This window comes from Chryseobacterium culicis (assembly GCF_002979755.1).
Lineage (GTDB): Bacteria > Bacteroidota > Bacteroidia > Flavobacteriales > Weeksellaceae > Chryseobacterium > Chryseobacterium culicis_A.
In genome coordinates this window covers 66746-89904 of sequence record NZ_PCPP01000007.1, presented here as the reverse complement: position 1 = coordinate 89904, position 23159 = coordinate 66746, and the positions used below count along the sequence as shown (strand labels likewise).

Annotated in this window: 26 protein-coding genes; 2 read left to right on the top strand and 24 right to left on the bottom strand. The window is 36.1% G+C overall.

Annotation, left to right across the window (positions count from 1 at the left end; genetic code table 11):
- The 11 genes from CQ022_RS22140 to CQ022_RS22090 form a co-directional block, all read right to left on the bottom strand.
- A complete protein-coding gene (locus tag CQ022_RS22140) occupies positions 1 to 1371 on the bottom strand; it encodes a DUF4153 domain-containing protein (protein ID WP_105684640.1) in 1371 nt (456 codons plus the stop codon).
- A 51-nt stretch (positions 1372 to 1422) separates the two neighbouring features.
- Positions 1423 to 1740: a hypothetical protein gene (locus tag CQ022_RS22135; protein ID WP_123864472.1), complete on the bottom strand. Its 318-nt coding sequence runs from the start codon at positions 1738 to 1740 to the stop codon at positions 1423 to 1425.
- A gap of 10 nt (positions 1741 to 1750) precedes the next feature.
- On the bottom strand, positions 1751 to 2236 hold the full coding sequence (locus CQ022_RS22130) for a Coq4 family protein (RefSeq protein ID WP_105684638.1): 486 nt from the start codon (positions 2234 to 2236) through the stop codon (positions 1751 to 1753).
- A 35-nt stretch (positions 2237 to 2271) separates the two neighbouring features.
- A complete protein-coding gene (locus tag CQ022_RS22125; protein ID WP_105684637.1) occupies positions 2272 to 2571 on the bottom strand; it encodes a hypothetical protein in 300 nt (99 codons plus the stop codon).
- Positions 2572 to 2603: 32 nt separating this feature from the next.
- Positions 2604 to 2894: a hypothetical protein gene (locus CQ022_RS22120; RefSeq protein ID WP_105684636.1), complete on the bottom strand. Its 291-nt coding sequence runs from the start codon at positions 2892 to 2894 to the stop codon at positions 2604 to 2606.
- A 64-nt stretch (positions 2895 to 2958) separates the two neighbouring features.
- Complete coding sequence (locus CQ022_RS22115; protein ID WP_105684635.1) at positions 2959 to 3249, bottom strand: winged helix-turn-helix domain-containing protein; 291 nt, start codon at positions 3247 to 3249, stop codon at positions 2959 to 2961.
- Positions 3250 to 3255: 6 nt separating this feature from the next.
- Complete coding sequence (locus CQ022_RS22110; RefSeq protein ID WP_105684634.1) at positions 3256 to 3870, bottom strand: hypothetical protein; 615 nt, start codon at positions 3868 to 3870, stop codon at positions 3256 to 3258.
- A 4-nt stretch (positions 3871 to 3874) separates the two neighbouring features.
- Positions 3875 to 4492, bottom strand: coding sequence for a hypothetical protein (locus CQ022_RS22105; protein ID WP_105684633.1), 618 nt, complete (start codon positions 4490 to 4492; stop codon positions 3875 to 3877).
- Between the two features lie 160 nt (positions 4493 to 4652).
- On the bottom strand, positions 4653 to 6155 hold the full coding sequence (locus CQ022_RS22100) for a RagB/SusD family nutrient uptake outer membrane protein (protein ID WP_105684669.1): 1503 nt from the start codon (positions 6153 to 6155) through the stop codon (positions 4653 to 4655).
- A 10-nt stretch (positions 6156 to 6165) separates the two neighbouring features.
- A complete protein-coding gene (locus CQ022_RS22095) occupies positions 6166 to 9108 on the bottom strand; it encodes a SusC/RagA family TonB-linked outer membrane protein (RefSeq protein ID WP_228421860.1) in 2943 nt (980 codons plus the stop codon).
- A gap of 380 nt (positions 9109 to 9488) precedes the next feature.
- Entirely contained in the window at positions 9489 to 10253 is a 765-nt protein-coding gene (locus CQ022_RS22090; protein WP_105684631.1) for an enoyl-CoA hydratase/isomerase family protein, read from the bottom strand.
- Positions 10254 to 10509: 256 nt separating this feature from the next.
- On the opposite strand from CQ022_RS22090, the gene CQ022_RS22085 reads away from it, so the two are divergent.
- A complete protein-coding gene (locus tag CQ022_RS22085; RefSeq protein ID WP_105684630.1) occupies positions 10510 to 11061 on the top strand; it encodes a phage tail protein in 552 nt (183 codons plus the stop codon).
- 36 nt (positions 11062 to 11097) lie between these two features.
- Complete coding sequence (locus tag CQ022_RS22080) at positions 11098 to 11919, top strand: T9SS type A sorting domain-containing protein (RefSeq protein ID WP_105684629.1); 822 nt, start codon at positions 11098 to 11100, stop codon at positions 11917 to 11919.
- Between the two features lie 84 nt (positions 11920 to 12003).
- Here the strand turns inward: CQ022_RS22080 and CQ022_RS22075 are convergent, their stop codons facing one another.
- From CQ022_RS22075 to CQ022_RS22020, 13 genes are all read right to left on the bottom strand, one after another.
- Positions 12004 to 12690, bottom strand: a complete 687-nt coding sequence (locus CQ022_RS22075) for an SMUG2 DNA glycosylase family protein (RefSeq protein ID WP_105684628.1) — start codon at positions 12688 to 12690, stop codon at positions 12004 to 12006.
- A 2-nt stretch (positions 12691 to 12692) separates the two neighbouring features.
- Entirely contained in the window at positions 12693 to 13454 is a 762-nt protein-coding gene (locus CQ022_RS22070) for a DUF4241 domain-containing protein (RefSeq protein ID WP_105684668.1), read from the bottom strand.
- Positions 13455 to 13608: 154 nt separating this feature from the next.
- Positions 13609 to 13770, bottom strand: coding sequence for a bacteriocin-like protein (locus CQ022_RS23080; RefSeq protein ID WP_165791722.1), 162 nt, complete (start codon positions 13768 to 13770; stop codon positions 13609 to 13611).
- Positions 13771 to 13960: 190 nt separating this feature from the next.
- Positions 13961 to 14674 carry an XAC2610-related protein gene (locus CQ022_RS22065; RefSeq protein WP_105684627.1) on the bottom strand — a complete coding sequence of 238 codons (714 nt, stop codon included), beginning with the start codon at positions 14672 to 14674 and terminating at the stop codon, positions 13961 to 13963.
- 102 nt (positions 14675 to 14776) lie between these two features.
- Positions 14777 to 17272, bottom strand: a complete 2496-nt coding sequence (gene paaZ, locus CQ022_RS22060; RefSeq protein WP_105684626.1) for a phenylacetic acid degradation bifunctional protein PaaZ — start codon at positions 17270 to 17272, stop codon at positions 14777 to 14779.
- Positions 17273 to 17280: 8 nt separating this feature from the next.
- Positions 17281 to 17502 carry a hypothetical protein gene (locus CQ022_RS22055; RefSeq protein ID WP_105684625.1) on the bottom strand — a complete coding sequence of 74 codons (222 nt, stop codon included), beginning with the start codon at positions 17500 to 17502 and terminating at the stop codon, positions 17281 to 17283.
- A gap of 65 nt (positions 17503 to 17567) precedes the next feature.
- A complete protein-coding gene (locus tag CQ022_RS22050; RefSeq protein WP_105684624.1) occupies positions 17568 to 18395 on the bottom strand; it encodes an alpha/beta hydrolase in 828 nt (275 codons plus the stop codon).
- An 18-nt stretch (positions 18396 to 18413) separates the two neighbouring features.
- Positions 18414 to 19007: a transferase hexapeptide repeat family protein gene (locus CQ022_RS22045; RefSeq protein ID WP_047429267.1), complete on the bottom strand. Its 594-nt coding sequence runs from the start codon at positions 19005 to 19007 to the stop codon at positions 18414 to 18416.
- A gap of 138 nt (positions 19008 to 19145) precedes the next feature.
- The gene (gene pcaF, locus CQ022_RS22040; RefSeq protein ID WP_105684623.1) at positions 19146 to 20351 is read right to left on the bottom strand and encodes a 3-oxoadipyl-CoA thiolase; all 1206 of its coding nucleotides are present in this window, start codon (positions 20349 to 20351) and stop codon (positions 19146 to 19148) included.
- A gap of 44 nt (positions 20352 to 20395) precedes the next feature.
- Positions 20396 to 21091 (bottom strand): DUF6624 domain-containing protein, encoded by a 696-nt coding sequence (locus CQ022_RS22035; RefSeq protein ID WP_105684622.1) that lies wholly within the window; start codon positions 21089 to 21091, stop codon positions 20396 to 20398.
- Between the two features lie 29 nt (positions 21092 to 21120).
- On the bottom strand, positions 21121 to 21534 hold the full coding sequence (locus CQ022_RS22030; protein WP_105684621.1) for a PaaI family thioesterase: 414 nt from the start codon (positions 21532 to 21534) through the stop codon (positions 21121 to 21123).
- A gap of 9 nt (positions 21535 to 21543) precedes the next feature.
- On the bottom strand, positions 21544 to 21852 hold the full coding sequence (locus tag CQ022_RS22025) for a hypothetical protein (protein ID WP_105684620.1): 309 nt from the start codon (positions 21850 to 21852) through the stop codon (positions 21544 to 21546).
- Between the two features lie 89 nt (positions 21853 to 21941).
- Positions 21942 to 23078: a 3-hydroxyacyl-CoA dehydrogenase NAD-binding domain-containing protein gene (locus tag CQ022_RS22020; RefSeq protein WP_105684619.1), complete on the bottom strand. Its 1137-nt coding sequence runs from the start codon at positions 23076 to 23078 to the stop codon at positions 21942 to 21944.
- Positions 23079 to 23159: the final 81 nt, after the last annotated feature.

The window sequence follows — 23159 nt, the reverse complement described above, 5'->3', positions numbered from 1 at the left end:
TTATTTTAAGGTTTGATAATAAATAATCTTTGATAGGAATGTTTTGGAGGTTTCACTTTTCATTTTATCCTGTAATCTCTTTTTAAGCTTCTGATCATTTTTATCATCCGCATATTCCAGCAGAGCTTTCTCACTAAAATTAATGGATGTTACATGATAATTGACCGCAAAGTCCTTCCGTTTCATATTCTGGGAAGTAATAAAGCCTCCCCAATTAAAATAGCTGCACACTAAAACGGTTCCATAAAAATACCAGATCATTGTATTGACAAGGAATATGTTTCTTTTTTGCTTCTGAATTTTTATGTAAGTCAAAGCCAGACCAATCAGTGATAAAAGAAGGAATGCAAATACGCCCAATCTTTTATAGGTAAATGCATAATTAACAATATACTCATAGTTTTTGAGGGCTGCAGAAACAACAAGAATTGCATTGAGGAAAATCCATAGTTTAGCTAATATTTTCAATAAACCTGCTTTTGGATCAAAATTAAATCCGGATTTAAAGTAGAACATAATCACCAGAATGGCCATCACGATAGACATGATTACAGCATTCACTCTTTCATGGGTTTCTTCGGAAAGCTGAATCGGAGTTTTTACCGCTTCATAAAACTGTTCATAATTATAGGTAATAATGAAGAAGATCAGTAAAATATTCAGCAAGACAAAAGATATTACGCCACTTGTTCTTTCAGCATCCAGGTCAAGGAAAGAATAAGTGGCCTTGGAAATCCGGGAATCTTTACTAAACTCATTGTCCAGAACATGATTATTTTTATAGATGAGTTTTTCCACTGCATAGTTCCAGTAATTAAAGGCAATAAAGAATCCTAAGACTGATAAACAGAATACCTGCCAAATATTAAGATCAAGTTCGTAATTTGTGAAAAGAGCGGCGAAGTGATCACTTCCGGCAGAATAAATCCCAAAGAAAACAGAAACCAGTACCAGCGGAATCAAAATAAAAGCAAAGGTCTTCTGCCACAATCCGGAAACATTTTTCTTCGGCAGCCATTCATCAAAACTGAAAAAGCGACAGAATGAAGTACAGCAATTCACAATAAAAACTGGAATTAAAAAGAGAATTTTCAATCTTCTGTTCTTCGATTTATATCCCAGCAAAAGCAGTGAACTTGCCACGGCAATAAAGGATGGAAAATCACCATACCAGGCAAATGCTATACTGGACAGAATACTTGTTACAAAAAGAGTATACAGGGTTCTGGTTTTATTTTTTTCAGGCGTTCTGATAAGGGTTAATACAGCGTAAATCATTCCCAGAATTCCAAGATTTAGCCCAACATCCTGATCGTAGAATACAATGACAAACAGAATGGCTGTAAGAAATATATAATGATGTGTTTTCATGAGGTTAATTATTTAATATTTAAAGATTTAAAATTGAAAGGATTGAAAGATTTAAATTTTGAGAACTGTCTCTAGCCAGGGAAACTGTGCCATTATATAAAGGTATAATACCGTAACCGGGATATTAACAAGCAAGAGCAGTACGGAATTACCGGAAGGTTTCTGATCAGTAACATCTGTAAGATAAATGATCAGCTCATGCAGAAGAATAAACATATTAATGACCGCTGTTACAAGTACATAATAAAAGCCAAGCTCAATGAAAAACTCTGCTCTTATCAACCAAAATGCAATCAATAAAAGGGTTCCCAACAGAAAAGAAATAATAAATGATCTTTTCCCCAGCGGACTGAATTTTATTTTTCTCATGGCCATTAGTTTAATGAAGAACTACGGTTTCTTTCTGCTGAATAAAATCTTTCACATGTTCATAATTCTGCCAGAGCAGTTCTTCAAAATCCCAATGATGAAAAGCTCTCATGTTCTGACCTTTTTTGTAAGCTTTGATATAAATTTTCACATATTCAGGCAGGATCATTGTTCCTAAAACGATTGCTGCCAAAAGATGGGCATTGAGCTTACCATTTCCGAGAAGCAGGTATTGCATGGCAATTTCATCTTCGAAATTAGTTCCACAGCCGGTAATCAGATGGTGTACATCATGGTTTTCCATTTTGGGTATCATCGAAAAACCATGTTTCCGGTAAAATTCTCCCAGTTTTCTTCCCAAAGAATCTTCCTGAAATTCCAATAGCTGTTTTTCGTTGAACTGCCATTGTCTTTTTTTCTTTTTAAAGTATTTTCTATATAGTTTTTGTGTTTTATCATACACAAAAAGCAGAAACTGAACGCGTATTTTTTTCATACTGTATTGATTTGAAAAATAGATATCTATGGATATTAATGAGTGAGAAAACTAAGACCTATAATGGTATAAATATATGCGATGGGAATATTGATCGTCAAAATGAGGATGGCGATCATACATTCTTTGAATTTTGATCTATAAACTATACCATATATTAAGAATCCAAGTACTGATAATAAGTTTAGGGGTACCCCGAAAATAATGAGCAGATACCCAGCACCAGCAAATTCATTATTTTTGGATATGAGTGCTGCCAGGAGAATAAGGGTTCCTAATGAGAAAAAAACTCCAAACACAGCTTTACTTAAATTTATTATTTCTGAATCTTTCATAGTTATTTAGGATTAATAAACCAACCCAATGTTTAGCTTCCTGCAAACGGACTTCCGAATATTCCCACGGCCAACTCTAACCAGATCAGTACAAGAGCCAGTAATATGAAAATACAGAACAGGACTTTCTGACTTGGGGTTTTGATTTTATTTCTGACCAGATTGATAAGAAAGGCTGTTTCAAAGAGTAAGATTCCTGCAATCAGAAAATCTGAAGCTGACCAGTTTATTTCCTTAGAAAATAGTCCTCCAAGCAATGGAATACACAGTAAAACCAGTGGAAGAGCAAAGATTGTGACTGTTTTTTGTTTGTGTGTGATCATTTTTTTAAATTTAAATTATAAAGCACTTTGTATTTCAAAGTTAATTTTCAAAAAAAATATAGGACTATCGCCCCAATAATTTTTCAAGAGCATCTAAATGCTCGTTAAATGCCTGTCTACCATTCTGGGTTACACGGTAAGAAGTTTTAGGTTTTTTCCCTACAAATTCTTTTTTAACTTCAATATAACCAGCTTTCTCCAGTGCATTACTATGGCTCGCCAGATTTCCGTCTGTAATTTCAAGCAGTGCTTTCATTTCTGAAAAATCAACCCAGTCGTTGACCATAAGAACGGACATGATGCCCAGTCTTACACGGCTTTCAAATTCTTTATTGAGTTGATTTATTTTGATCATAATTTCTTAATTCTTATCAGGAAAACACTGATTTCCGATTGCCCCTCCTCCATATTGAAGAGCCAAATATCTATTTACCAAGATATATTGGCATCCATCATTGTATTCTCCCCTATTGGTATTTGCCTTTTGAAAAATATTAAAAGAAAACATTCCCATTCCACTTCGCTTAAAACCAATTTTTAAAGGCTCTCCATCTTCTACAGAAATACAGTTGGCCTTATCTAATTTATTTTTTAAAACTTTAACTTCACTTTCTTCCCATCCTACTAAATCTCTAATTTTTTTTGTTTGTAAAACACCGGAACTTACATCCCAGTTTTGATAGATAATTTTAGATGAATCTTTAGTTGTTATCGTTAAACGATTCAATACTTTATCATTTTTAAATTCAATATCTACAGAATAGTTTTCAGGCTTAATTGTATTATAATATTTAATTAAATCTGCAATTTCAACTTCTCTCAAGGAATATTCTTCTTTCAGTTCAGAAACTGAATAGCTTTTATCAAAACTTCCAAAAGCATAACCAATCATTAAAGTCACTGCAATAAAACCTACTAAAAATAAACCTCCAATTGCACAAAGTATTATAATGAAATACTTGAATACTTTATTCATTTTACTATTTATACTTCTTATGCATGATCAAACCATACACAATATGCAAAACTCCGAAACCAATGGCCCAGAATAATAATCCCCAGCCCAAAACGAATAATGAAATAAGTCCTAAAATAATTTCAAGATATCCTAAATACTTTACATCCGTTAATGTATAGCGTTCCGCTGCCACCAAAGCCAGTCCATAAAAAATCAAAGTGGCCGGAGCAATGAAAACAAAAAGATGATGATAAAGAAGCGCAAGGCAAAAGATTCCTCCTGCAACCAAAGGCACTGCAAAGGTAATCAAAAGTCGCTTTGTCGTAGCATCCCAGATCTTCAAACCTTTCTTTTTACTTTTATGGGCTGTAAAAATGTAACCGCTAAGGACAGCAACCACTAAAATGGCTGTTCCCGTCAGAACAAGTTCCTTAACTAAAGCAGGACCCAGAATATTTCTTTCTCCATCAAAATAACTGATTCCTTCTCTCTGGAACACAAAATATACATAGATTGCTCCAATAATTGCTGTCAAACCTGCAACAACTCCCGACAACCCGCTTAAAGAAATAAATCGGGAAGATCGTTCCATCATAGAACGGATATGAGATAAGTCTTCGTGATAGTTTTTTGAATCCATAAAAAGAACTTTGAATTACAAAGTTATAATTTATTTTTAATCTACCAATTATTTATTCTCAATTTTGAAAATAATTTTTCATTGAAAACCTCATCTTCTATATAAAAAGAGAACCCTGCTATAAGCAAGGCCCTCTATCATATATTAAAATCTGTACGTTTTATAACGGGTTCTGAACAATCAATGGGTTGGCATTGATCTCAGCTCTTGGAATCAGGAATTCCCAACGTAAATCTGTATTAGCAACTGTCATTACATTATTGGTCACAATCGACTGATGATTCGCACCTGTTCTATCCAGCCCTTGATTTAATCTCTTAAGATCTAAGAATCTGAAACCTTCACCCCAAAATTCCAGTCTTCTGCTGTCAATAATTTCCGTGATATAGGCAGTACCTGTTGTTGTTGCACCTGTATAAGAAGGGTTTCTGTTTTTTGCAAACACATCAAAAACAGCTTTCGATCCTGCTTCGTTTCCTGATCTTGCCAACGCTTCTGCTTCTATAAGATACATTTCTGCAGATCTCATATAAGGAACATCTACCCTACTGTCTGCCTGGCTTGCCGCAAGGAACTTCTGTCCTGTGTATGGGAATTTAGAATACGTGGATGGTAATCCAAGGTTCGAGTGTGCTCCGGTTGGATCAAAGTTTTTAGTTCTTACATCTGTAGATGGGAATAACAGGAATAGTTTACTATTAATCGCTTTAGGAGCCTGACGAATATTGGTAGAGTTAAAGTTTCTTGACATATACGCGCCAAAATTCGAAAATGTATCTCCCTGATCTGCTAAAATTGTAGCGCCCCACATCCATTCTCCATTACCCGAGAGATTATTAAATCCAGAAAGGTATGTAGAATTATTCATCAGAGGAAAATCCGACCGTGCTGATTGCGCAGCTGTAATAGCCGCAGCATATTTACCTTGTGTTAAGGAAACTCTGGCTCTCAGTCCTAAAATTACTTTATCATTGAAATGCGATTTTGTTGCCCTTGTGTTACCAAGTCTGGCAGCTGCTTCATCAAGATCTTTATTAATCTGAGTATATACTTCTTCTACAGTATTTCTTGCTAAAGGAACTTCATTAGCAACCAGCCTTATTGGAACGCCAAGCTGTGTATTGTTGGTATTCGGAACATATCTTTTACCATAGATCTGCACCAGCATATAGTAACAAAAAGCTCTGAATGCATATGCTTCGCCAATGGCTGCTTTAATAGTGGCAGCATCTGCTGTAGTGGGTGCCGGAACTGAAGGACCATTAGCAATAACCATGTTTGCATTTCTGATCAAAGCATAATAAAATTGATAAGGATAAAAATCATTGGCTCCATTCTCATTTACCTGATCCTGCCATCTCACCGTTGATACATACCACCCATTTCCTGTAGATGGGAAAACAAGGTCATCAGCCAAAGCATCCATCATAATCATGATTCCTCCCTGACCGTTTTGTCCCTGGTTATCATTTTGTCTGTAATACATATCTCTATGCATTCCATTAACAATAGCCATCAGATTGGATGCACTTGAGTAAGCCGCCTCTTCAGACGCTGCAGTAGTAGGATCTGTCTCCAGATAATCACTCTGGCACGAAGCCATTCCTGTAAAGACTGAAAGAACAACAGCCCACTTTATATATTGTTTTGCGATATTTTTCATAATTAAATTTTTAAAATGATACATTAAATCCTATAGTTACAACTCTTGCCGGGGTATACCTGTTTGATGCTGTACCGTTAAATGCCTGGGCTGGCTCCAACCCTTTTCTTGCCGTTTTGCTCCATAAATTTTCTCCTGAAACGAGAATTTTCGCTCCTGATACTCCAAGTTGAGATAAGGTTTCCGAGTTGAAACTATAACTTAAAGTAGCCTGTCTGAATGTAATAAAATCTGAGCTCACCAACCATCTTGATGAAGCTGCATTAGAGCTTGTATAGGTTGTAGAATTTAATGCCGGAATATCAGTAATCTGCCCCGGAGTGGTCCATCTGTCCAGAATATCTGTACTTAAAGCTCCTCCTTGGGAGTAACTTGACATTAATGCTGCGTAGTTGGAATCATAAGTTTTCCCTCCTAACTGATAGGTAAACATGGCAGATAATGACCATTGCTTGTATGTAATTGCGGTTCCAAAGCTTCCAAATAAATCAGGAATTGCGGTCCCGGAATAGTCGTACTTTGCTTTATTAAAATTTGTTGTCACTTGAGTTCCGTTTACTGTTCTGATATCTGCAGCTGTTGTATTAGCATAGGTATCAGCAACAAGAAATAAAGGAGAACCATCTGCAGGATCTACACCATACCATTGTCTTAACCAGTAGTCATACACTGAGTGTCCTACAGAAATTTTCTTGGTTCCATTGATAATTTCTGTTATGCCATTGGAAAGCTCTGTAACCTGATTTTTAAGAGTTGAAGCATTCGCATTAATATTCCAGGTGAAGTTTTGAGTTTTAATAACATCTGCATTAATACTGAATTCAAATCCGCGGTTATACATTGTTCCTACATTTCTACTGATCGTATTATCCGGAACCCCTGCGGAAACAGGAAGCGGAACCGGAAAAATCAGATCTTCAGTAACTCTCTTATAGTATTCTACAGAACCTGTAATTCTGTTATTTAAAAATCCGAAATCAATACCCACATCGGTTTGTTTGTTTGCCTCCCAGGTAATCGAAGGATCAGCTAAAAATCCAAATAAAATCCCAGGCTCCTGAGCATTATTATACCCTAAAGTGTAAGTACTTTTGTACATATAATAACTGTCTGTTCTGTCATTTCCTACTTCACCGTAAGAACCTCTCAATTTCAATTCACTGATAAGATTGGAATTGCTTAAGAACTCTTCTCCTTTCAGTCTCCATCCTGCACCAATAGACCAGAATGAATCCCATCTTACATCTTTGGCAAATCTGGATGAGCCATCCCAACGAATAGATCCAGAAAGTAAATATTTTGATTTGTAATCATAATTCAACCTTGAAAACACGCCTTCTTTTCTATAGTTGTCTGAACGGGAAGTAAGTGATGAAGGAGTTACAAAGTTTACCAGTTCATCATTATCATCTACGATCTGACCTTTTTTATATCCATATAGATATTCGTAAGTGAATTTATAGTTTTCATGTCCTAAAAGAAATTCAAAATTATGATCTCCAAATTTTCTCTTATAATTCAGGAGCTGGTTCCATGTGAATGTTTGTTCAGTAAAGCTATATTTTTCTGCTGAACCTGCGGGAGCAGCATCTCCGATAATTTTATTTCCGTAGGTAGTTCTTCTGTTATTTCTGATATCATACCCGGCATTGGTAGACAAAGTAAGATAAGGATCTACCTTGATCTCAGCATAGGCTCTTGAAATAATATAATAGTTCTTGGAAAGATCTTTATTTAAAAGGGTTTCCTGAATAACGTTTCTTCCAGCCGCGGCATCCGCACCTCTGCCGCTTCCGGCATCATACATTATGTTTCCAGCACTATCATAAAGGGTTGCAAATGTATTAGGATCATGAGCATAAGGACTGTAGATCGGACCCATTGTTCTTGTCCATCTGTATGGATTGATATAAGAAGAATTGCTATCTACACCTTCTACAGAATTGTTTCCGTTGGAAGATACTCCACTGATACTTGTTCCCAACTTTAACCAGCTTTTAACCTGTGAATCCACTTTTAACCTGGCTGTAAATCTTTCAAAATCTGACTTGATAAGATATCCGGTTTCATTAGTATATCCTACAGAAGAAAAATAGGTGGTCGTATTGCTTCCTCCACTGTAATTCAATTCATAATTTTGTCTGAATCCTGTATTCATCAAAGGTTTTTGCCAATCCAGATCCGTATATTTTAATTGAGCATTGGGATTTAACACTCCATTGACAACCAATTGATCATTGGGAACATTAAAAATATTAGTTTTCAACACACCTGCAATCAGCTGTGTTGTTGCATAATTATTGGCATCCGCTACCGTTGAATTAGGTAGTGCTGTTAACCTCCCATTTCTGATGGCTTCCCATATCAAAGGATAATACTGATATACATTCACTCTGTCATATTCAGGGATTGATCTTCCTACCGCTCCGGTACTCATGCTAAAGTTAAAAGAATCTTTTCCTTTTCTTCCTGACTTTGTCGTAATCAGAACCACACCATTCGCTGCTGCTGAACCGTAGAGAGAGGTAGAAGCAGCATCTTTCAGGATATTGAATGACGCAATATCATTGGGATTAATCGCAGCAAGAGATCCTGTATAAATAGTACCATCCACCACATATAAAGGAGATGTTGTAATGCCGTAAGAACCTATTCCACGGATCTGAATACTTGGCGAACTTCCCGGCTGACCTGTCCCGGTACTGACCTTTACTCCGGCACTGGCACCATCCAGCGCCTGCCCGATACTTGTTATGGGGCGATCTGCAAATTGTTTTGCTTTCACTTCGGTATTGGAGCCTACCATGGTTTCTCTTTTCTGGCTTCCATAGGCTACTACAACAATTTCATCAATCTTAGTATCCTGAGGTATTGTATCATGTTTAGCCTTTTGGGCTTCCACCACGTGCCCTCCTACAAAGAATAGCACAGCAGTAGTTAATATTAACTTCATTTTCATATTTAACATATTTTAACAGTATGAATGCAAATATATGTAACAAAAATTGATAAAAAGTTAATAAAAAAGATATTTAAATAAATTAAATATAATCAATTTATAATTTTAACCAATTATTTAATATTAATTAAAAAAATAAATCAAAACAGCGTTAAATTAGCTTAAAAAAAATTAAACATTTATTTAAATTATGTTAAAATGATAAAAACATTAAACAAAAACAATGGGTTTATTACCAAAAACAAATAATTAAACAAAATAAACCATCAATAACGTAATTTAAAAAACAGGAAATAAAAAATCCGGAAAAACAAATGCTTCTCCGGATCATATGTAAATTGAAATCCCGTTATGGATTACCAGCTAAGAGCAGCTTATTTTACTCTCAACCTTTCTTTAATAGATTCAATATTTTTCTTTGCAGAATCTTCAAGGATAAGGCTTGCACTCATATGAATTCTTGCAGGCATCAACTCATTGAAGTGATCTGTACCTTCCCATGAAACTTTTTTAATTAATGCTAAAGCATCGCTGCTTCTTGACGCTAAAGTCTGTAAAAATTGCTCTAATTTTTCATCCATCTCCTGAATATTCTCTGAAACAGAATGGTAAATATTATGCTGTTCTGCCCATTCCGCTGATCTGAAATCTGCATCAATGGCCATGGCAGAGAATTGTGATTTTCCGATTTTTCTTTCAACATAAGGTCCGATTACAAAAGGTCCAATCCCAAGATTGATTTCAGTAAGAGCCAATGCTGAATCTTTTGTTGCAAAGCAATAGTCTGCACCACATGCAATTCCTACTCCTCCACCGGTTGTTTTTCCCTGAACTCTTACCACTACGATTTTCCCACAGTTTCTCATGGCATTTAAAACTTTTGCAAAACCACCAAAAAATTGGGTAGACGCTTCAAGTTCTTCAATTGCTAAAAGCTCATCAAAACTTGCCCCTGCACAGAACGCTTTCTCACCAGCACTTTTTACCAGAATAGCTTTCACTTCATCTTTAGCTCCTTCTTCAAGGATGGTTGCTGCCAGTTTTTCTAAAATCGCTCCCGGAAGAGCGTTACTTTTGGGTGTTCCGAAACTGATTTCGGCAATATTATTTTTAATTTCTGATGCTACAAATTCGCTCATTTTTATTTTTATTGGATTCTTACAAAAATACGAAATACAGCTCGTTCAGAGAAACTTAAAGTTTATATTTTCTTTTCAGATCTGTATACTTAAAGACATCATTACGTAGAAATACGGAGTTTTTAATTTGGTATTTTCTACTCTAGTCCCTGCTTCTTATTAATCGTTCCTTTGAAGTGAGAATTAATAATCAAAAGGCGGAGTCTGAAAAGCCTGTAAAAAAGAGTAAGAAATTTAACACTAAAAACATATTATCATGGACGAGTACATTGGAATTGTAAAATTATTTGCAGGAAATTTCGCACCTAGAGGCTGGATGTTTTGCGATGGAAGCTTAATCAGCATTTCGAGAAATTCTGCCTTATTTTCTATTTTAGGAACCACTTACGGTGGAGACGGGATCACTACATTCGCTCTTCCCAACTTAAAAGGGCGTATGGCTCTAGGAGCAGGAAATGTAAATGCTAACCAGTTTTACCCTTTGGGAGCAGCATCAGGAACTACACAAAATACAATTTTAGCATCAAATCTTCCAAGTGTGGGTGCCGGATTTCAGCTTAAAGTGGCTAATAAAAACGCCAATTCATCTACTCCTACAGCCACTTCAACCATTGCGATCTCAGGAACACAAGTGGGGAGAGATTTCAATGCAGTACCTAGTTTCGTGAACGACGCCAGCCCTGATACGATTATCAATAATCAAAGCATTGCCTTCATCGGACAGAATCTGCCTGTGAATAATATGCCGCCTTATCTTGGCTTAAATTATATTATTTGCGTTGAAGGGATTTATCCACCAAGGGATTAATACCCATACAACCACCTAACATTTAAAACAAAAATCATGAAAAGCACTACTTTTTTAGCAATCTGTAGTCTGCTCATTTCAATTTTCTCATTCGGGCAGACCAGTACAGAACAATTTGAGACAGAATCGAACGGAAGTGCAAGCTTTACCGATAATGGAGTCATTTTCAATATCATTTCCCATGTAAGTGTTTTTGATATTCAAGGAAATTTCCCTGGAACCGGCTGGAGTGGAACAGCAAATGACAACAGATACATTGATAACTCCAATGACACTCAATCTCCACCGTCATTCAGCATTAAAACCACTTCTAATCTGTTTAAAGTAAACAGGTTCTGGATGTATCTTTCTGCATTGAACCTGGATCTTAATGTAGCAGGAACACTGACTGTAACCGGAAAACTAAGCGGAGTAACCAAATTTACCCAAACAAAAATGAACGGATTTGCAACAAGCTTAGGTAGTACGAACGGATATACCTTAATTGATCTTACCAACTTAAACGGTCAAAATTACTCAAACATCGTGATTGACGAGCTGCAGGTCACTGCGAACGGAGCCTTCCGATATGTAGGTTTAGATGCCTTCACCTGGGTAAAAGACAGCAATCTGGTATTAGGTATTTCCGAAGCTAAAAGCACTCAAAAAAACTTGACTGTTTATCCCAACCCAACCAGCGGTCCCCTTTCTATCACCACTGACAAAGCCAGTGAAGCTAAAGTATACAGCCTGGATGGAAAAATGCTGAAAACGATACAAACTCAGAAAGGAAATAACGAAATCAATATTTCAGAACTTCCAAAAGGAGTTTACATCATCAAAACAGCAACGGAATCTACCAAAATCATTAAAAAATAAAGTCATAAAATTTCACATAAGTTCCACATTCCCATAAAGATTCTAATTCATGAATGACAAATCCCTTTCGACGAAGGGATTTTGTCATTTTTTCAGAGCTAAAATATATTTGTCTATATAAAGCTGTTTTTCTTTTGATTTGTATTGCTGAATATATCTTGGATGCTCCAGAACAGTCAGTGTATCGAACAGTTTTGCCTCTTTGTTCAGTTTGGAAATAAATTCCGCATTCTTTTTACCAAGGATAAAAACTTCTGATGCATCGAGATTAAGACTGAGATGCTTCTTCAGAGATTCAATCATAAAGTCCTTGACAGATTTGAAGAGTTCCTTATCATCGTAATAGTTGGCATTAAGCCAGCCGTTCCTTGTTCTTCTTACGATAGCCAGTGGAAACGGAGAATTGATATAAACATCTTTATAGAAAAGATCAGCGCCACCATATTCTTCAATCATATCATACATAAAAACTGAAGAAACTTCATGGGTGTGAGCAGATTTCATTGTTATCCCGCAAACATTTTCGAGTCTTTTGGTATCGGTAAAAGGAACTCCGGTTACTCCTGCTCCATGGCGACTTGGATTAATACCAATCATAAATTTTCTACGAACTGAATCATCATAATATTGATGATAAAACTTCTGCATAACCATTAAGGTTTCAGGATTATCCAGATATGGATTGAGGACTTCAAACCCTTCAGGAAGATTTCCTGTATAGCTGATATTTTTGTTGAAATCTATGACATGATCCGCAAAAGTCTTATTCATATTTAGTTTTTAGAAAAAATAAAATTTTCAGGTTCATCATCCTCATCTTCATCTTCGTCACTTAAAGCTAATTCAATATCAATGAATTGAATGTATAAACCACAAATTTCATCGTTACCATCATAAGCAAAGTAAACAGGATAAGTACCATCACCAAAACCACTGGCAAACATGGGGATCTGATAATTAGTACCTGGAACTGTCCAATTGATCCAGTCTCCGGCATCTCTCTGATTGTTGGGATTAGCTTCATAGCTTTGTGAGAAAAGCGCTGCGAAATAATTATCATACACATTGTCAACATCTATTTCATCCACAAATTTATCTACAAAAGGAAGTACTTCTTTATCCGTAATACAACCTAAACCAGCATCCACTCCGAAACCAAAAAAATCATCTTCAGTTACATCCTCTAATTCCTCAACCCCAACTAAGGCCTCTCTGTAAATAACTGGTTTTTCTTGAGTAAATTCAACTTTTACCACAGCATATCTGTCTCCCCAATCTTCGGATTTTACGACAGCAATGGTCACCGGAAAATTTCCTATCGGTGCCTGAACAAAATAAGGGGACTGATTGGCATTTAGGGAAACCAACGGATCTCTTACCACCACTTTTCCAGAAGGAAGGGAAACATTTCCTATTTCCATGGTCTCCATTTTCTGTCCCAGAATTTCATTCGAAGTAAAATAGGTTTCCAAATCTGTAGGACAAACCAAAATATTCTTCACTTCTTCCCAGTTTTGCATCCAGCTCTGATTCATTGTATTATATTTTTTTGAATTAATTTTAAGATTGAAAATAATGAATAAATCCAAGGTCATCAAGTAAGACCGAATTTTTAACAAAAGATTATAAAAAACAAAGCTGCAAATCACAATGAATTGCAGCTTTATGTATTGTTTTAAGTTTTAAAATTTAAGAATCAGCACATATATAACATGCTCTGGCAATATCTGGCCATCTTCCAGGAAGACAACAGGTTCCGGGAGGACAAGGATTTGGAGTACAAGACCAGTTGGGGCCAGCTCCTTTGAAAGATCTCAACTCATGTCTTGAAAGTTTTTTTAAGTTTTTCATAGGGGTTAGTTTTGATTTTCTTTCCTACTCTATATGCTTTTCGGATTCCGCCTATTAAAGTTAATCATTTTTAACCACAAAAACATAACTACCTGAAAATAAACAATTCATATAGAAAAAAAAATAGCAAATCATTTCTAAGTTTGATCCATATCACAGTTTAAAATCCTGACATAAGTATTGTAGATAGTTAATATTCTAAAGGCTTGTAGTTACGAAAAGTTTTATAAAAATCTTCATCATTTCCTTTGAATGGCTTTTCTTCAATAATTATAAATTTGCCTTTAGAATCTTTTTCTTCCACAAGTATTTTATCAGAAACATCCACTCGTGCAAATTCATCCAGAGAATCTTTTTTAATTTTTAAAAATGTCGTTGTAGTGGAACCTGTTAAAATTACAGAATTGATACAGTTTAATTTTGAATTAAAACTCAAGTTTGGATAATAATCTGAATTTTTAATGTGGATAAAATTTTTATTCTCCGGATTATATACAAATAAAGTCATCACTACATTCCCTCCTCTTCCAGCGATAGCACTCTGGTAGGTTATATCATTAAATCCGTCGTTATTGAAATCACCAATTTGAACATCCAAACCAGTCACTCCATCTTTATCGAATTTGAAACTGTTTGTCAGTCGCCAGATGTCAATATCCGTTTTCTCACCTTTTACCCATTTCTTTTCCGATTTATAAAAATTAATTGACACAAATACATCTCCGTTACCTGTATTTCTGAATTTCTCAAATTCAACTTTAGTTTTTCCTTTTACTCCAGCATGCAAACTGTCAACAAATTTCTCTTCAGAAAAATAGCCTTCTTTATCAGGTCTTGGACTTCCTGAACAAGAGAAAAGAAGCAAAGCTGATAGAGATAAAAAGAAATTTTTAAAGAATCTCATGATAAAAAAACATATATAAATTTACCTAATTTCAACTAGATTTTAAAATAAAAATCCCCTCCAGATGAGTACTGAAGAGGAAATTTTTATCATTATTTTGAATTAAATCAATCCAAATTGCTGGAAGTGGTGGGTAAAATGCTTTTTGTGCATCAGTTCCCACATTTCTTTATTCAGTTTTCCAAATACAAAATTCATGTGTTCTGCCTGTGGATTTTCTTTGTAGTAGATTACAAATTTCTTCAGGTTATCCATGAATGACAGCTTTGCAGCTTCCAGATTTTTGTGCGTCAGTTCCGGAAGCGAACCATCCTGAGGAAGGAACGGAGCTGTAAACTCTTTTGGCATTGCTCTGTGATTGTAAAGAGAATCCTGCCATTTTTCAAGATTTTCCTCCGGAGTGAAACATTTCTCTGCTTCAGGTTCTCCAAAGCTTACCAATACAGCCTGCTCAAGGTGCTCTATCATCTGTTGTGCTGACATTTTTCCCCAAAGAGAAGGAGTACTTTCCGTTAATCCATTCAGTATTTTCTGAACATTTTTCACATTCAGATCAATGAAAGGGGATTGTTTTGCAACCAATGTTAAGATTGTTGCCACACAGACTACCTCATCTCTTTGGTTCACTACTTCCACCAACCATTTTACAACACCGGAAGGAATGTTTCTTCCTTTTACACCTCTGTTGATTTTTTCTTTTGCCGTTAAATAAACCGTGATGGTATCTCCGGCATATACAGGCTTGAAGAAACTACATTCTTCCAATCCGTAATTAGCAATTACAGGTCCTTTTTTACCTGAAACGAATAATCCTGCCGCTGCTGAAAGAATGAAATATCCGTGAGCTACCGTTTTATCAAAGATTGTTCCTGTTAAACTTGTTGCGTCTGTATGTGCATAGAAGTGATCCCATGAAACATTGGAGAAGTTTACGATATCTGCATCGGTAACTGTTCTTCCTGCTGTTTCTAAAGAGTCTCCCACTTCAACTTCCTCAAAATATTTCTGGAAAGGATGTTTGTCTGAGAATTTTTTCTCTGCTCCCTGCTGGTAGATCTTAGTAATGGCTTTAAGCACATCCGGTGATCCCTGAATGGCTGTTTTCTGTAAGAAGAAATGAAGACCGCTCAGTCCACCCATTTCCTCACCACCACCAGCTCTACCAGGTCCTCCGTGCATTAATGTCGGAAGTGGAGAACCATGACCCGTACTTTCCTTAGCGTTATCTCTGTTCAGAACAAAGATTCTTCCGTGTTGGGAAGCCATTTTCCATGAAGTTTCGGCAATAAAGTTCTCATCATGAGAAACAATAGATCCTACTAAACTTCCTTTTCCTCTCTTTGCCAGTGCCGCTGCTTCTTCAGCATCTTTATATGGCATTAACGTAGATACCGGCCCGAAAGCTTCTACATCGTGAGAGATATTTTTTTCGAAAGGCTTATCGTTCAGGAATAGTTTCGGACTCATAAATGCTCCATTTTCATAGTTGGCATCTACCAGTTCGTGTTTTCCGTCATAGACAAGTTCTGTTTCTGATTTTAGAATGTTTACTTTTCTTAGAACTTCTTCATACTGCTGTCTTCCCACTAAAGATCCCATTTTGGTTTCTCTGCTTAATGGGTTTCCGATTTTTGTTTGATCCAAAGCTTTAGACAAAGCATTCTGAACATCACCAATTAAGTGCTCAGGAACGATAATTCTTCTGATTGCCGTACATTTCTGTCCTGCTTTTGTGGTCATTTCGTTACGAACCTCTTTGATGAATAAGTCAAATTCCGGAGTTCCCGGTTTTGCTTCCAATCCAAGGATTGAACAGTTCAATGAGTCTGCTTCCATGTTGAAACGAACAGCATTTCCTGCAACAGAAGGAAGTGATTTTAATTTTCTTCCGGTATTGGCTGAACCTGTGAATAAAACAGAGTCGCCATCCTGTACGTAATCTAAAATATTTCCCGGTTCTCCACAGACTAACTGTACAGCACCTTCAGGCAGTACTCCACTTTCAATCATATCCTGGAATACGGCATTAGTAAGGTAAGATCCGAAAGGTGATGGTTTTACAATAGAAGGAACACCCGCTAATAAGGAAGTGGACAATTTTTCCAACATTCCCCAAACCGGAAAGTTATAAGCATTGATCTGTACAGAAACCCCTTCACTGGGTGTTAAGATATGAGTTCCTAAAAAGGTTCCGTTAGCAGAAATCTTCTGAGTGTCTCCGTCTACCCAAAATGAAGTATTAGGAAGCATTCTTTTTGCCAATCCGGAATAGGTAAAGAAAGTTCCGAAACCTCCTTCAATATCCACCCATGAATCAACGTGGGTAGCCCCTGTTTTGTATGATAAGTCGTAGTATTTTTTCTTTCTTTCCAGGAGGTAAAGTGCTACTTTTTTCAACATTTCTCCACGGTCGTAGAAAGTCATTGAAGAAAGGTTTTTATATCCTACTGTTCTTCCATAGTCAAGAGCCTGTTCAAAATTAAGCCCTTCTGTGTCGGAAACAGCTACCTGTTCTCCTGTAACGGCATTGTACAAAGGGATTCCGTTTCCGGTACCTTCTACCCATTGTCCGTAGATATAGTTTTTTAACTTTTCCATATAGTTTTTTACTTTTTGCTTAGATTAATCTTTTTAATAAAGTTTCTAATAACCAGATAAGGAATAAAAAGTACCATCCAACAGTCTAAAATGATGACAATTTCAACAAACAAAGTATAGAAATTGTCTTTCTGTTTTAGATTGGCAATTACCTCATCTGACTCAACATGTTCCAAAGCATCTGAAATTCCTATTGATTCTTTTATCAGATAAAGCCCTAGAATATTCATAATGATTATAAAAATCAATATTAGGATCCAATATTTCTTCAGAAAGTTGATCAATGAGAACTAATTTATTTCGGTTCCTGATACGGAAACATCTTTACCAGTCCTTCATATAAACTTCTGTGAAGAATAGTGGCGTGATTGTCTGTTTCCATCATTTTATATTCTAATGTCCAGTTTTTCTTTCCTGCTTTTTTCAAAACATCGTAGAAAGCTTCGGCATCTTTTATCATCACCGGATGTTCTCCTTTCCCTACAGACACATAGACAAACTTTTTAGTATCCGGAGATTTTGAAAGTAATTGTGGAGCTTGTTTTAAAAGGCTTTCGTCATCCCACCACAAACTTGGGCTAATGATAAAGTAGTTGTTGAACATTTCCGGTTTTTTCAAAAGGATTTCTGTGGCCAAAAGCCCTCCTAAAGATTGACCAAAAAGGTATTTCTCTGTGGTTTTGAACTGACTTTCCACATAAGGTTTTAATTCTTTTTCAACAAATGCAATAAACTTATCTGAGTGTCCTGTTGTAGGATAATCTTTCTGTAAGTCTTTCAAATCTGTATGAAAAGTAAAATCTCTTTTTCTGTCTATATTAGCAACTCCCACCACAATGGTTTCCGGCATGGAATACATCTGATTAAAGAATTGGACTAATCCTGTCACGTGAATAAAATCTTCATTCATACTTCCATCCAACAGATAGATTACAGGATATGATTTTGTTTTATCAAATCCCTGTGGAAGATAAATATTCAACGTTCTGTCTTCATTTAACGTTTTGGACTTAATCGTCCTCACTTCTCCGATTGTCAATGGTTTTGAAGTAACAGTCTGTGCTGATACTACACCATTCATCGCCAACATCATGCTGCACACAAGTGCAATTTTTTTAATCATATTTAATTTTAATGGTCATTATTTGATATCATCCCAGATACTGTAATCCACAATTTTGGTTGGGATCTGCTGAACGTATTCTGTAAAAGGTTCACAAGGCAGAATAGCTTCTTTTCCTTCTCTTGCCAGTTCCTGATATAGTTTTGTTCCTTCTGTTTTCCAGTGGATCATTTCGTCAGAAACATCACGGATAATTTTTGCAGGACTTCCCACCACTAATTTTCTTGGTTCACATCTGAAATTGGCAGGAACAAAAGCCAATGCTCCGACAATACTTTCATCACCGATATAGGCTTTGTCCATTACAACAGAATTCATTCCGATCAGACAGTTTTTTCCAATATGACCTGAATGAATGATTGCTCCATGTCCGATATGTGCAGATTCTTCTAAAATGGTTTCTATATTGGGGAAAACATGAAGGGTACAGTTTTCCTGTACATTGGCTCCATCTTTAATGATAATTTTTCCCCAGTCACCACGGATTACTGCATTGGGACCGATATATACTTCTTCACCTATTTCTACATTCCCGATAATGACTGCCTGCGGATGAATGTAAGCAGATGGTTTTATAATGGGACGAATCCCGTGGTATGAGTAGATGTTCATAAAATTTTCGTTAAAAATTTAACATATCAATTTAACAGTTTACCAATGAGATTCTTCACTTCATTATATTTCGTTCAGAATGACAAAAAAACAATAATTGTTACACGGCTACACTGTTATATTATTACATTGAAAAAATTATACTTTTTCAATCACCATTGCATATCCTTGTCCTACACCGATACAAAGGGTACACAATGCATATTTTTTATCCTGTTTCTGAAGTTCCATTGCTGCAGAACCTACAATCCTTGCTCCGGAAACTCCAAGCGGGTGACCAATGGCAATAGCTCCTCCATTTGGGTTTATTCTGGTGTCATCATCTTTTAAGCCTAAGCTTCTCGTTACAGCAAGTGCTTGTGCTGCAAACGCTTCGTTTAATTCAATGACATCCATATCTTCCAAAGAAAGATTCAATCTCTTTAATAATTTTTGAGTAGCTTCTACCGGCCCAATTCCCATAATTCTTGGTTCAACACCTGCTACAGATGATCCCAGAATTTTTACTTTTGGCTTTAAACCATATTTTTTTACGGCTTCTTCACTTGCTAAAATTAAAGCAGCTGCCCCATCATTCATTCCTGAAGCGTTTCCAGCAGTTACTGTTCCTTCTTTTCTGAAAGCAGGACGAAGTTTTGCCAGACCTTCCATAGAAGAAGAAGGCTTAATAAATTCATCTTTTTCGAAAACAATAGGATCTCCTTTTCTCTGAGGAATTTCAACTTTTACAATTTCTTCTGCCAGTCTTCCGCTCTCCTGTGCTTTAGTAGCTTTCTGCTGAGACCAAAGGGCAAATTTATCCTGATCTTCTCTGTTGATCTGGTGCATATCGGCTAAGTTTTCTGCTGTTTCTCCCATTCCGTCAACCCCATATAATTCTTTCATTTTAGGGTTGATGAAACGCCATCCGAAAGTAGTATCAAACATCTGACTGTCTCTTCCGAAAGCTGCGCTAGGTTTTGACATCACATAAGGAGAACGCGTCATATGCTCTACTCCTCCTGCAATATAAATTTCTCCTTCTCCTGCAGCAATAGAACGAAATGCATTCGCTACCGCAGACATTCCTGAAGCACATAGTCTGTTGACAGTCTCTCCACCGATTTTATAAGGAAGACCTGCCAGTAAAAGCCCCATTCTTGCAACATTTCTGTTATCTTCACCCGCCTGATTGGCACATCCGAAAATAACATCCTCAATTTCCTCCACAGGAACTTCAGGATTTCTTGCGACTACTTCTTTAATAACAATAGCTGCTAAATCATCTGCTCTTACTTCTGATAATCCTCCCTGTAATTTTGAGATGGGAGTTCTGACATAGTCTATGATGTATACGTTGTTCATAATGTTTTAATATAACCATCTAGTAATGTATAACAATACCGGATTTATTTGTTTTTATTTCTTAGTTCTAAAACCTGTTTTAAAGTATAAGGTTCATATTTGAAGTCTTGCCCGAACATTCTTTTGGCATTTTCTTCAATGGTAGAATCGAAACCTGCTTCTTTTCTTCTTTTATTAACATTTTCAAGATCTTTTACAGGCCAAACAAAACTGATGAAGACTTGTTTTCCATCTTTATCTTTTGTCATTTCTCCTTTTCCCTGTGTTCCATAGATCTGTTCTTTGTCCCCATCCATCAGAAATCTATCTTCCATCATGGCAACCAATGTGAAAGGAATTTCTTTATTTTTTCCGGCTTCTTTAATGAGAGGCAGATATTTTCCAATTTTGTTTGAATGTTGGATCACGTACCAAGCTGCCTTATTCGTAGGTTCTCCAACCAATGTTTTTCCAGGATAGCCATATTGAGCAATAATATTTTCTATTTTCTGCATGTTCAGACTATCCTGTTCAGCCACCAACAGCCAGTCTTTCTTTTTGAATTCTTCCTGGTCTATATTCAGCTCTTTCAGTAGCTCTTCTTTTTTCTCAGGAGTTATCCCGGAATGAAAAAGCTTTCTGTATCCCTGATCTATCTTCATAATAGCATCAAGTTCTTTTTTCAAAGGTTCGTTCACTTTCTGCTGAGCATTCAACAGAAGGGTTGAAATCCCAAAGAGCAGTGCAACTATTTTTCTCATTTTGTTTGATTGGGTATCTGGTTTAGTTTTTATAAATCGATCACTTTTTTTCCGATTTTGTAGACTGTTCCTACAAATTTTGCAATCAGTTCTTTATTTTGATTGGTAATCTGAATATCATACACCGCTGTTTTTCTGGTATCATTTACCAAAATACTTTCTGCTCTGAAAATATCACCTTCTTTTCCTGCTTTGGTAAAGTTGATGATACAATTCAATGCTACAGCAGCATCTCCGGTATTATTGGAAGAAAATGCCAGCGCTGAGTCTGCAAAAGCAAAGGTAACTCCACCATGAACTGTTTTAAGCCCATTAATCATATCTTTCTTGATAGGCATTTCTATTAAACAGTAATTTTCTTTTACTTCAATCATCTTGATATTCATCCACTGGGAAAAATAATCCTGATTGAACATATAATCTGCTACTTGTCTTGGGTTCATTTCTATTAATTATATGTTTGTTATTTCTTCATACAGTTCATCAGATAATCTGTCGTAAACATTCATGGTTTTTCCCAGAATGATTTGTCCGTATGAGAGACTTTCTGAGTCTGATGAATTTTCAGAGGGATAGGATTCGCCTAAATCAATTCCATTTTCAATGGCTAATCTTTTGATCAGCTCTTTATATTTTTCATTAAACTTTCCTAAAAGCTCAAGTCTTTCCTCAGCATTCACAGAGAAAGCTTCCTGAGTTAAATATTGTTTTTCAATTAAAAGCCTTATCTCCAGCTCCGCTCTGAATTCTTCTATATTCATAATATTAATTTGAAAATTAAATAAATTTGAGAATTTGAAAATGAAAACCCATTATAATCAATTTTCAAACTGATATATTTTCAAATTATTTAATTCATTTTACGAAGCAAAGGACTTTGTCTGTATCTTTCTTCCTGATATTCTCCGTAAAGGTTCTGAAGGGTTTCAGAGATTTTTGCATACCCGATTTCTTGACCCCAGCCTAATAATCCTTTTGGATAGTTTACGCCTTTCTGCATTGCCAGCTCAATATCTTCATCATTGGCAACGCCTAATCTTTTAGCCTCAACAGCTTCGTTGATCAACATTGAAATGATTCTTAAAAAGATTTGCTGATATAAAGCATCGTCTTTCTGAGCAACAGGTTTTTCTACTCCTTCGCTGTAATCGTAGAAACCTTTTCCTGTTTTTCTGCCGTGAAGTTTTGCTTCAGACATTCTTTGCTGCAGTAGAGATGGCTTGTATTTCGGGTCATAGAAATAGTCTTTGTAAACTGTTGTTGTTACAGCAAAGTTCACATCCACTCCGATAAGATCCATCAATTCGAAAGGACCCATTTTGAAGTTCCCTAACGTTTTCATAGCATCATCTACCTGTTCTGGGGTAGCAATATTTTCTTCAACAATTCTTAGGGCTTCTCCATAATAAGGTCTGGCAATTCTGTTGACAATAAATCCTGGAATATCTTTGGCAATAACAGGCATTTTCCCCCATTCTTTCATGAGGTTGTAGAGTTTTTCTGCTAATGTTTTTTCTGTCAATAAGGAAGGAATAACTTCCACTAAAGGCATCAACGGAGCCGGATTGAAAAAGTGAATTCCTATGAAACGCTCCGGTTTCTTTAGTTCTGCACCGAGAGAGGTGATAGAGATAGATGAGGTATTGGAACTAAGGATACAGCTTTCTGAAACGTAGTTTTCAAGTTCTGTAAATACTTTGGTTTTGATATCCTTATTTTCAATAATCGCTTCAATAATCAGTTCACAATCTTTGAAGTCTTTTAATTCTGTAGCAATGGAAATGTTAGATAAAATTTCACCCATTTTTTCTGATGAAATTTTCTGTTTATCAACCAATTTGGTTAATGTTTTTTCCAGACCTACCGTTGCCGTTTCTACTTGTTTTGGATTGGCATCATATACCCAAACCTTGCATCCGTTCGTTGCGGCTACTTGTGCAATGCCGATTCCCATTGTTCCGGCACCGATAATTCCAATATTTTTCATTTTGTACAATGTAAAATGTACAATGTAAAAAGTATTTAATTGTGTATGTTGTACATTTTACTTTCTACATTGTACAATTTT

Excerpts from the sequence above, each read along its gene's own strand:
- pcaF (WP_105684623.1), bottom strand. The coding sequence starts at position 20,351 with ATGAACAACGTATACATCATAGACTATGTCAGAACTCCCATCTCAAAA.
- paaZ (WP_105684626.1), bottom strand. The coding sequence starts at position 17,272 with ATGGAAAAGTTAAAAAACTATATCTACGGACAATGGGTAGAAGGTACC.
- CQ022_RS23080 (WP_165791722.1), bottom strand. The coding sequence starts at position 13,770 with ATGAAAAACTTAAAAAAACTTTCAAGACATGAGTTGAGATCTTTCAAA.
- CQ022_RS22070 (WP_105684668.1), bottom strand. The coding sequence starts at position 13,454 with ATGAATCAGAGCTGGATGCAAAACTGGGAAGAAGTGAAGAATATTTTG.
- CQ022_RS22100 (WP_105684669.1), bottom strand. The coding sequence starts at position 6,155 with ATGAAAAATATCGCAAAACAATATATAAAGTGGGCTGTTGTTCTTTCA.
- CQ022_RS22085 (WP_105684630.1), top strand. The coding sequence starts at position 10,510 with ATGGACGAGTACATTGGAATTGTAAAATTATTTGCAGGAAATTTCGCA.
- CQ022_RS22020 (WP_105684619.1), bottom strand. The coding sequence starts at position 23,078 with ATGAAAAATATTGGAATTATCGGTGCCGGAACAATGGGAATCGGCATT.
- CQ022_RS22105 (WP_105684633.1), bottom strand. The coding sequence starts at position 4,492 with ATGGATTCAAAAAACTATCACGAAGACTTATCTCATATCCGTTCTATG.
- CQ022_RS22080 (WP_105684629.1), top strand. The coding sequence starts at position 11,098 with ATGAAAAGCACTACTTTTTTAGCAATCTGTAGTCTGCTCATTTCAATT.
- CQ022_RS22090 (WP_105684631.1), bottom strand. The coding sequence starts at position 10,253 with ATGAGCGAATTTGTAGCATCAGAAATTAAAAATAATATTGCCGAAATC.
- CQ022_RS22125 (WP_105684637.1), bottom strand. The coding sequence starts at position 2,571 with ATGAAAGATTCAGAAATAATAAATTTAAGTAAAGCTGTGTTTGGAGTT.
- CQ022_RS22055 (WP_105684625.1), bottom strand. The coding sequence starts at position 17,502 with ATGAATATTCTAGGGCTTTATCTGATAAAAGAATCAATAGGAATTTCA.
- CQ022_RS22115 (WP_105684635.1), bottom strand. The coding sequence starts at position 3,249 with ATGATCAAAATAAATCAACTCAATAAAGAATTTGAAAGCCGTGTAAGA.
- CQ022_RS22035 (WP_105684622.1), bottom strand. The coding sequence starts at position 21,091 with ATGAGAAAAATAGTTGCACTGCTCTTTGGGATTTCAACCCTTCTGTTG.
- CQ022_RS22050 (WP_105684624.1), bottom strand. The coding sequence starts at position 18,395 with ATGATTAAAAAAATTGCACTTGTGTGCAGCATGATGTTGGCGATGAAT.
- CQ022_RS22130 (WP_105684638.1), bottom strand. The coding sequence starts at position 2,236 with ATGAAAAAAATACGCGTTCAGTTTCTGCTTTTTGTGTATGATAAAACA.
- CQ022_RS22140 (WP_105684640.1), bottom strand. The coding sequence starts at position 1,371 with ATGAAAACACATCATTATATATTTCTTACAGCCATTCTGTTTGTCATT.
- CQ022_RS22095 (WP_228421860.1), bottom strand. The coding sequence starts at position 9,108 with ATGAAGTTAATATTAACTACTGCTGTGCTATTCTTTGTAGGAGGGCAC.
- CQ022_RS22025 (WP_105684620.1), bottom strand. The coding sequence starts at position 21,852 with ATGAATATAGAAGAATTCAGAGCGGAGCTGGAGATAAGGCTTTTAATT.
- CQ022_RS22120 (WP_105684636.1), bottom strand. The coding sequence starts at position 2,894 with ATGATCACACACAAACAAAAAACAGTCACAATCTTTGCTCTTCCACTG.
- CQ022_RS22030 (WP_105684621.1), bottom strand. The coding sequence starts at position 21,534 with ATGAACCCAAGACAAGTAGCAGATTATATGTTCAATCAGGATTATTTT.
- CQ022_RS22065 (WP_105684627.1), bottom strand. The coding sequence starts at position 14,674 with ATGAGATTCTTTAAAAATTTCTTTTTATCTCTATCAGCTTTGCTTCTT.
- CQ022_RS22045 (WP_047429267.1), bottom strand. The coding sequence starts at position 19,007 with ATGAACATCTACTCATACCACGGGATTCGTCCCATTATAAAACCATCT.
- CQ022_RS22110 (WP_105684634.1), bottom strand. The coding sequence starts at position 3,870 with ATGAATAAAGTATTCAAGTATTTCATTATAATACTTTGTGCAATTGGA.
- CQ022_RS22075 (WP_105684628.1), bottom strand. The coding sequence starts at position 12,690 with ATGAATAAGACTTTTGCGGATCATGTCATAGATTTCAACAAAAATATC.
- CQ022_RS22135 (WP_123864472.1), bottom strand. The coding sequence starts at position 1,740 with ATGAGAAAAATAAAATTCAGTCCGCTGGGGAAAAGATCATTTATTATT.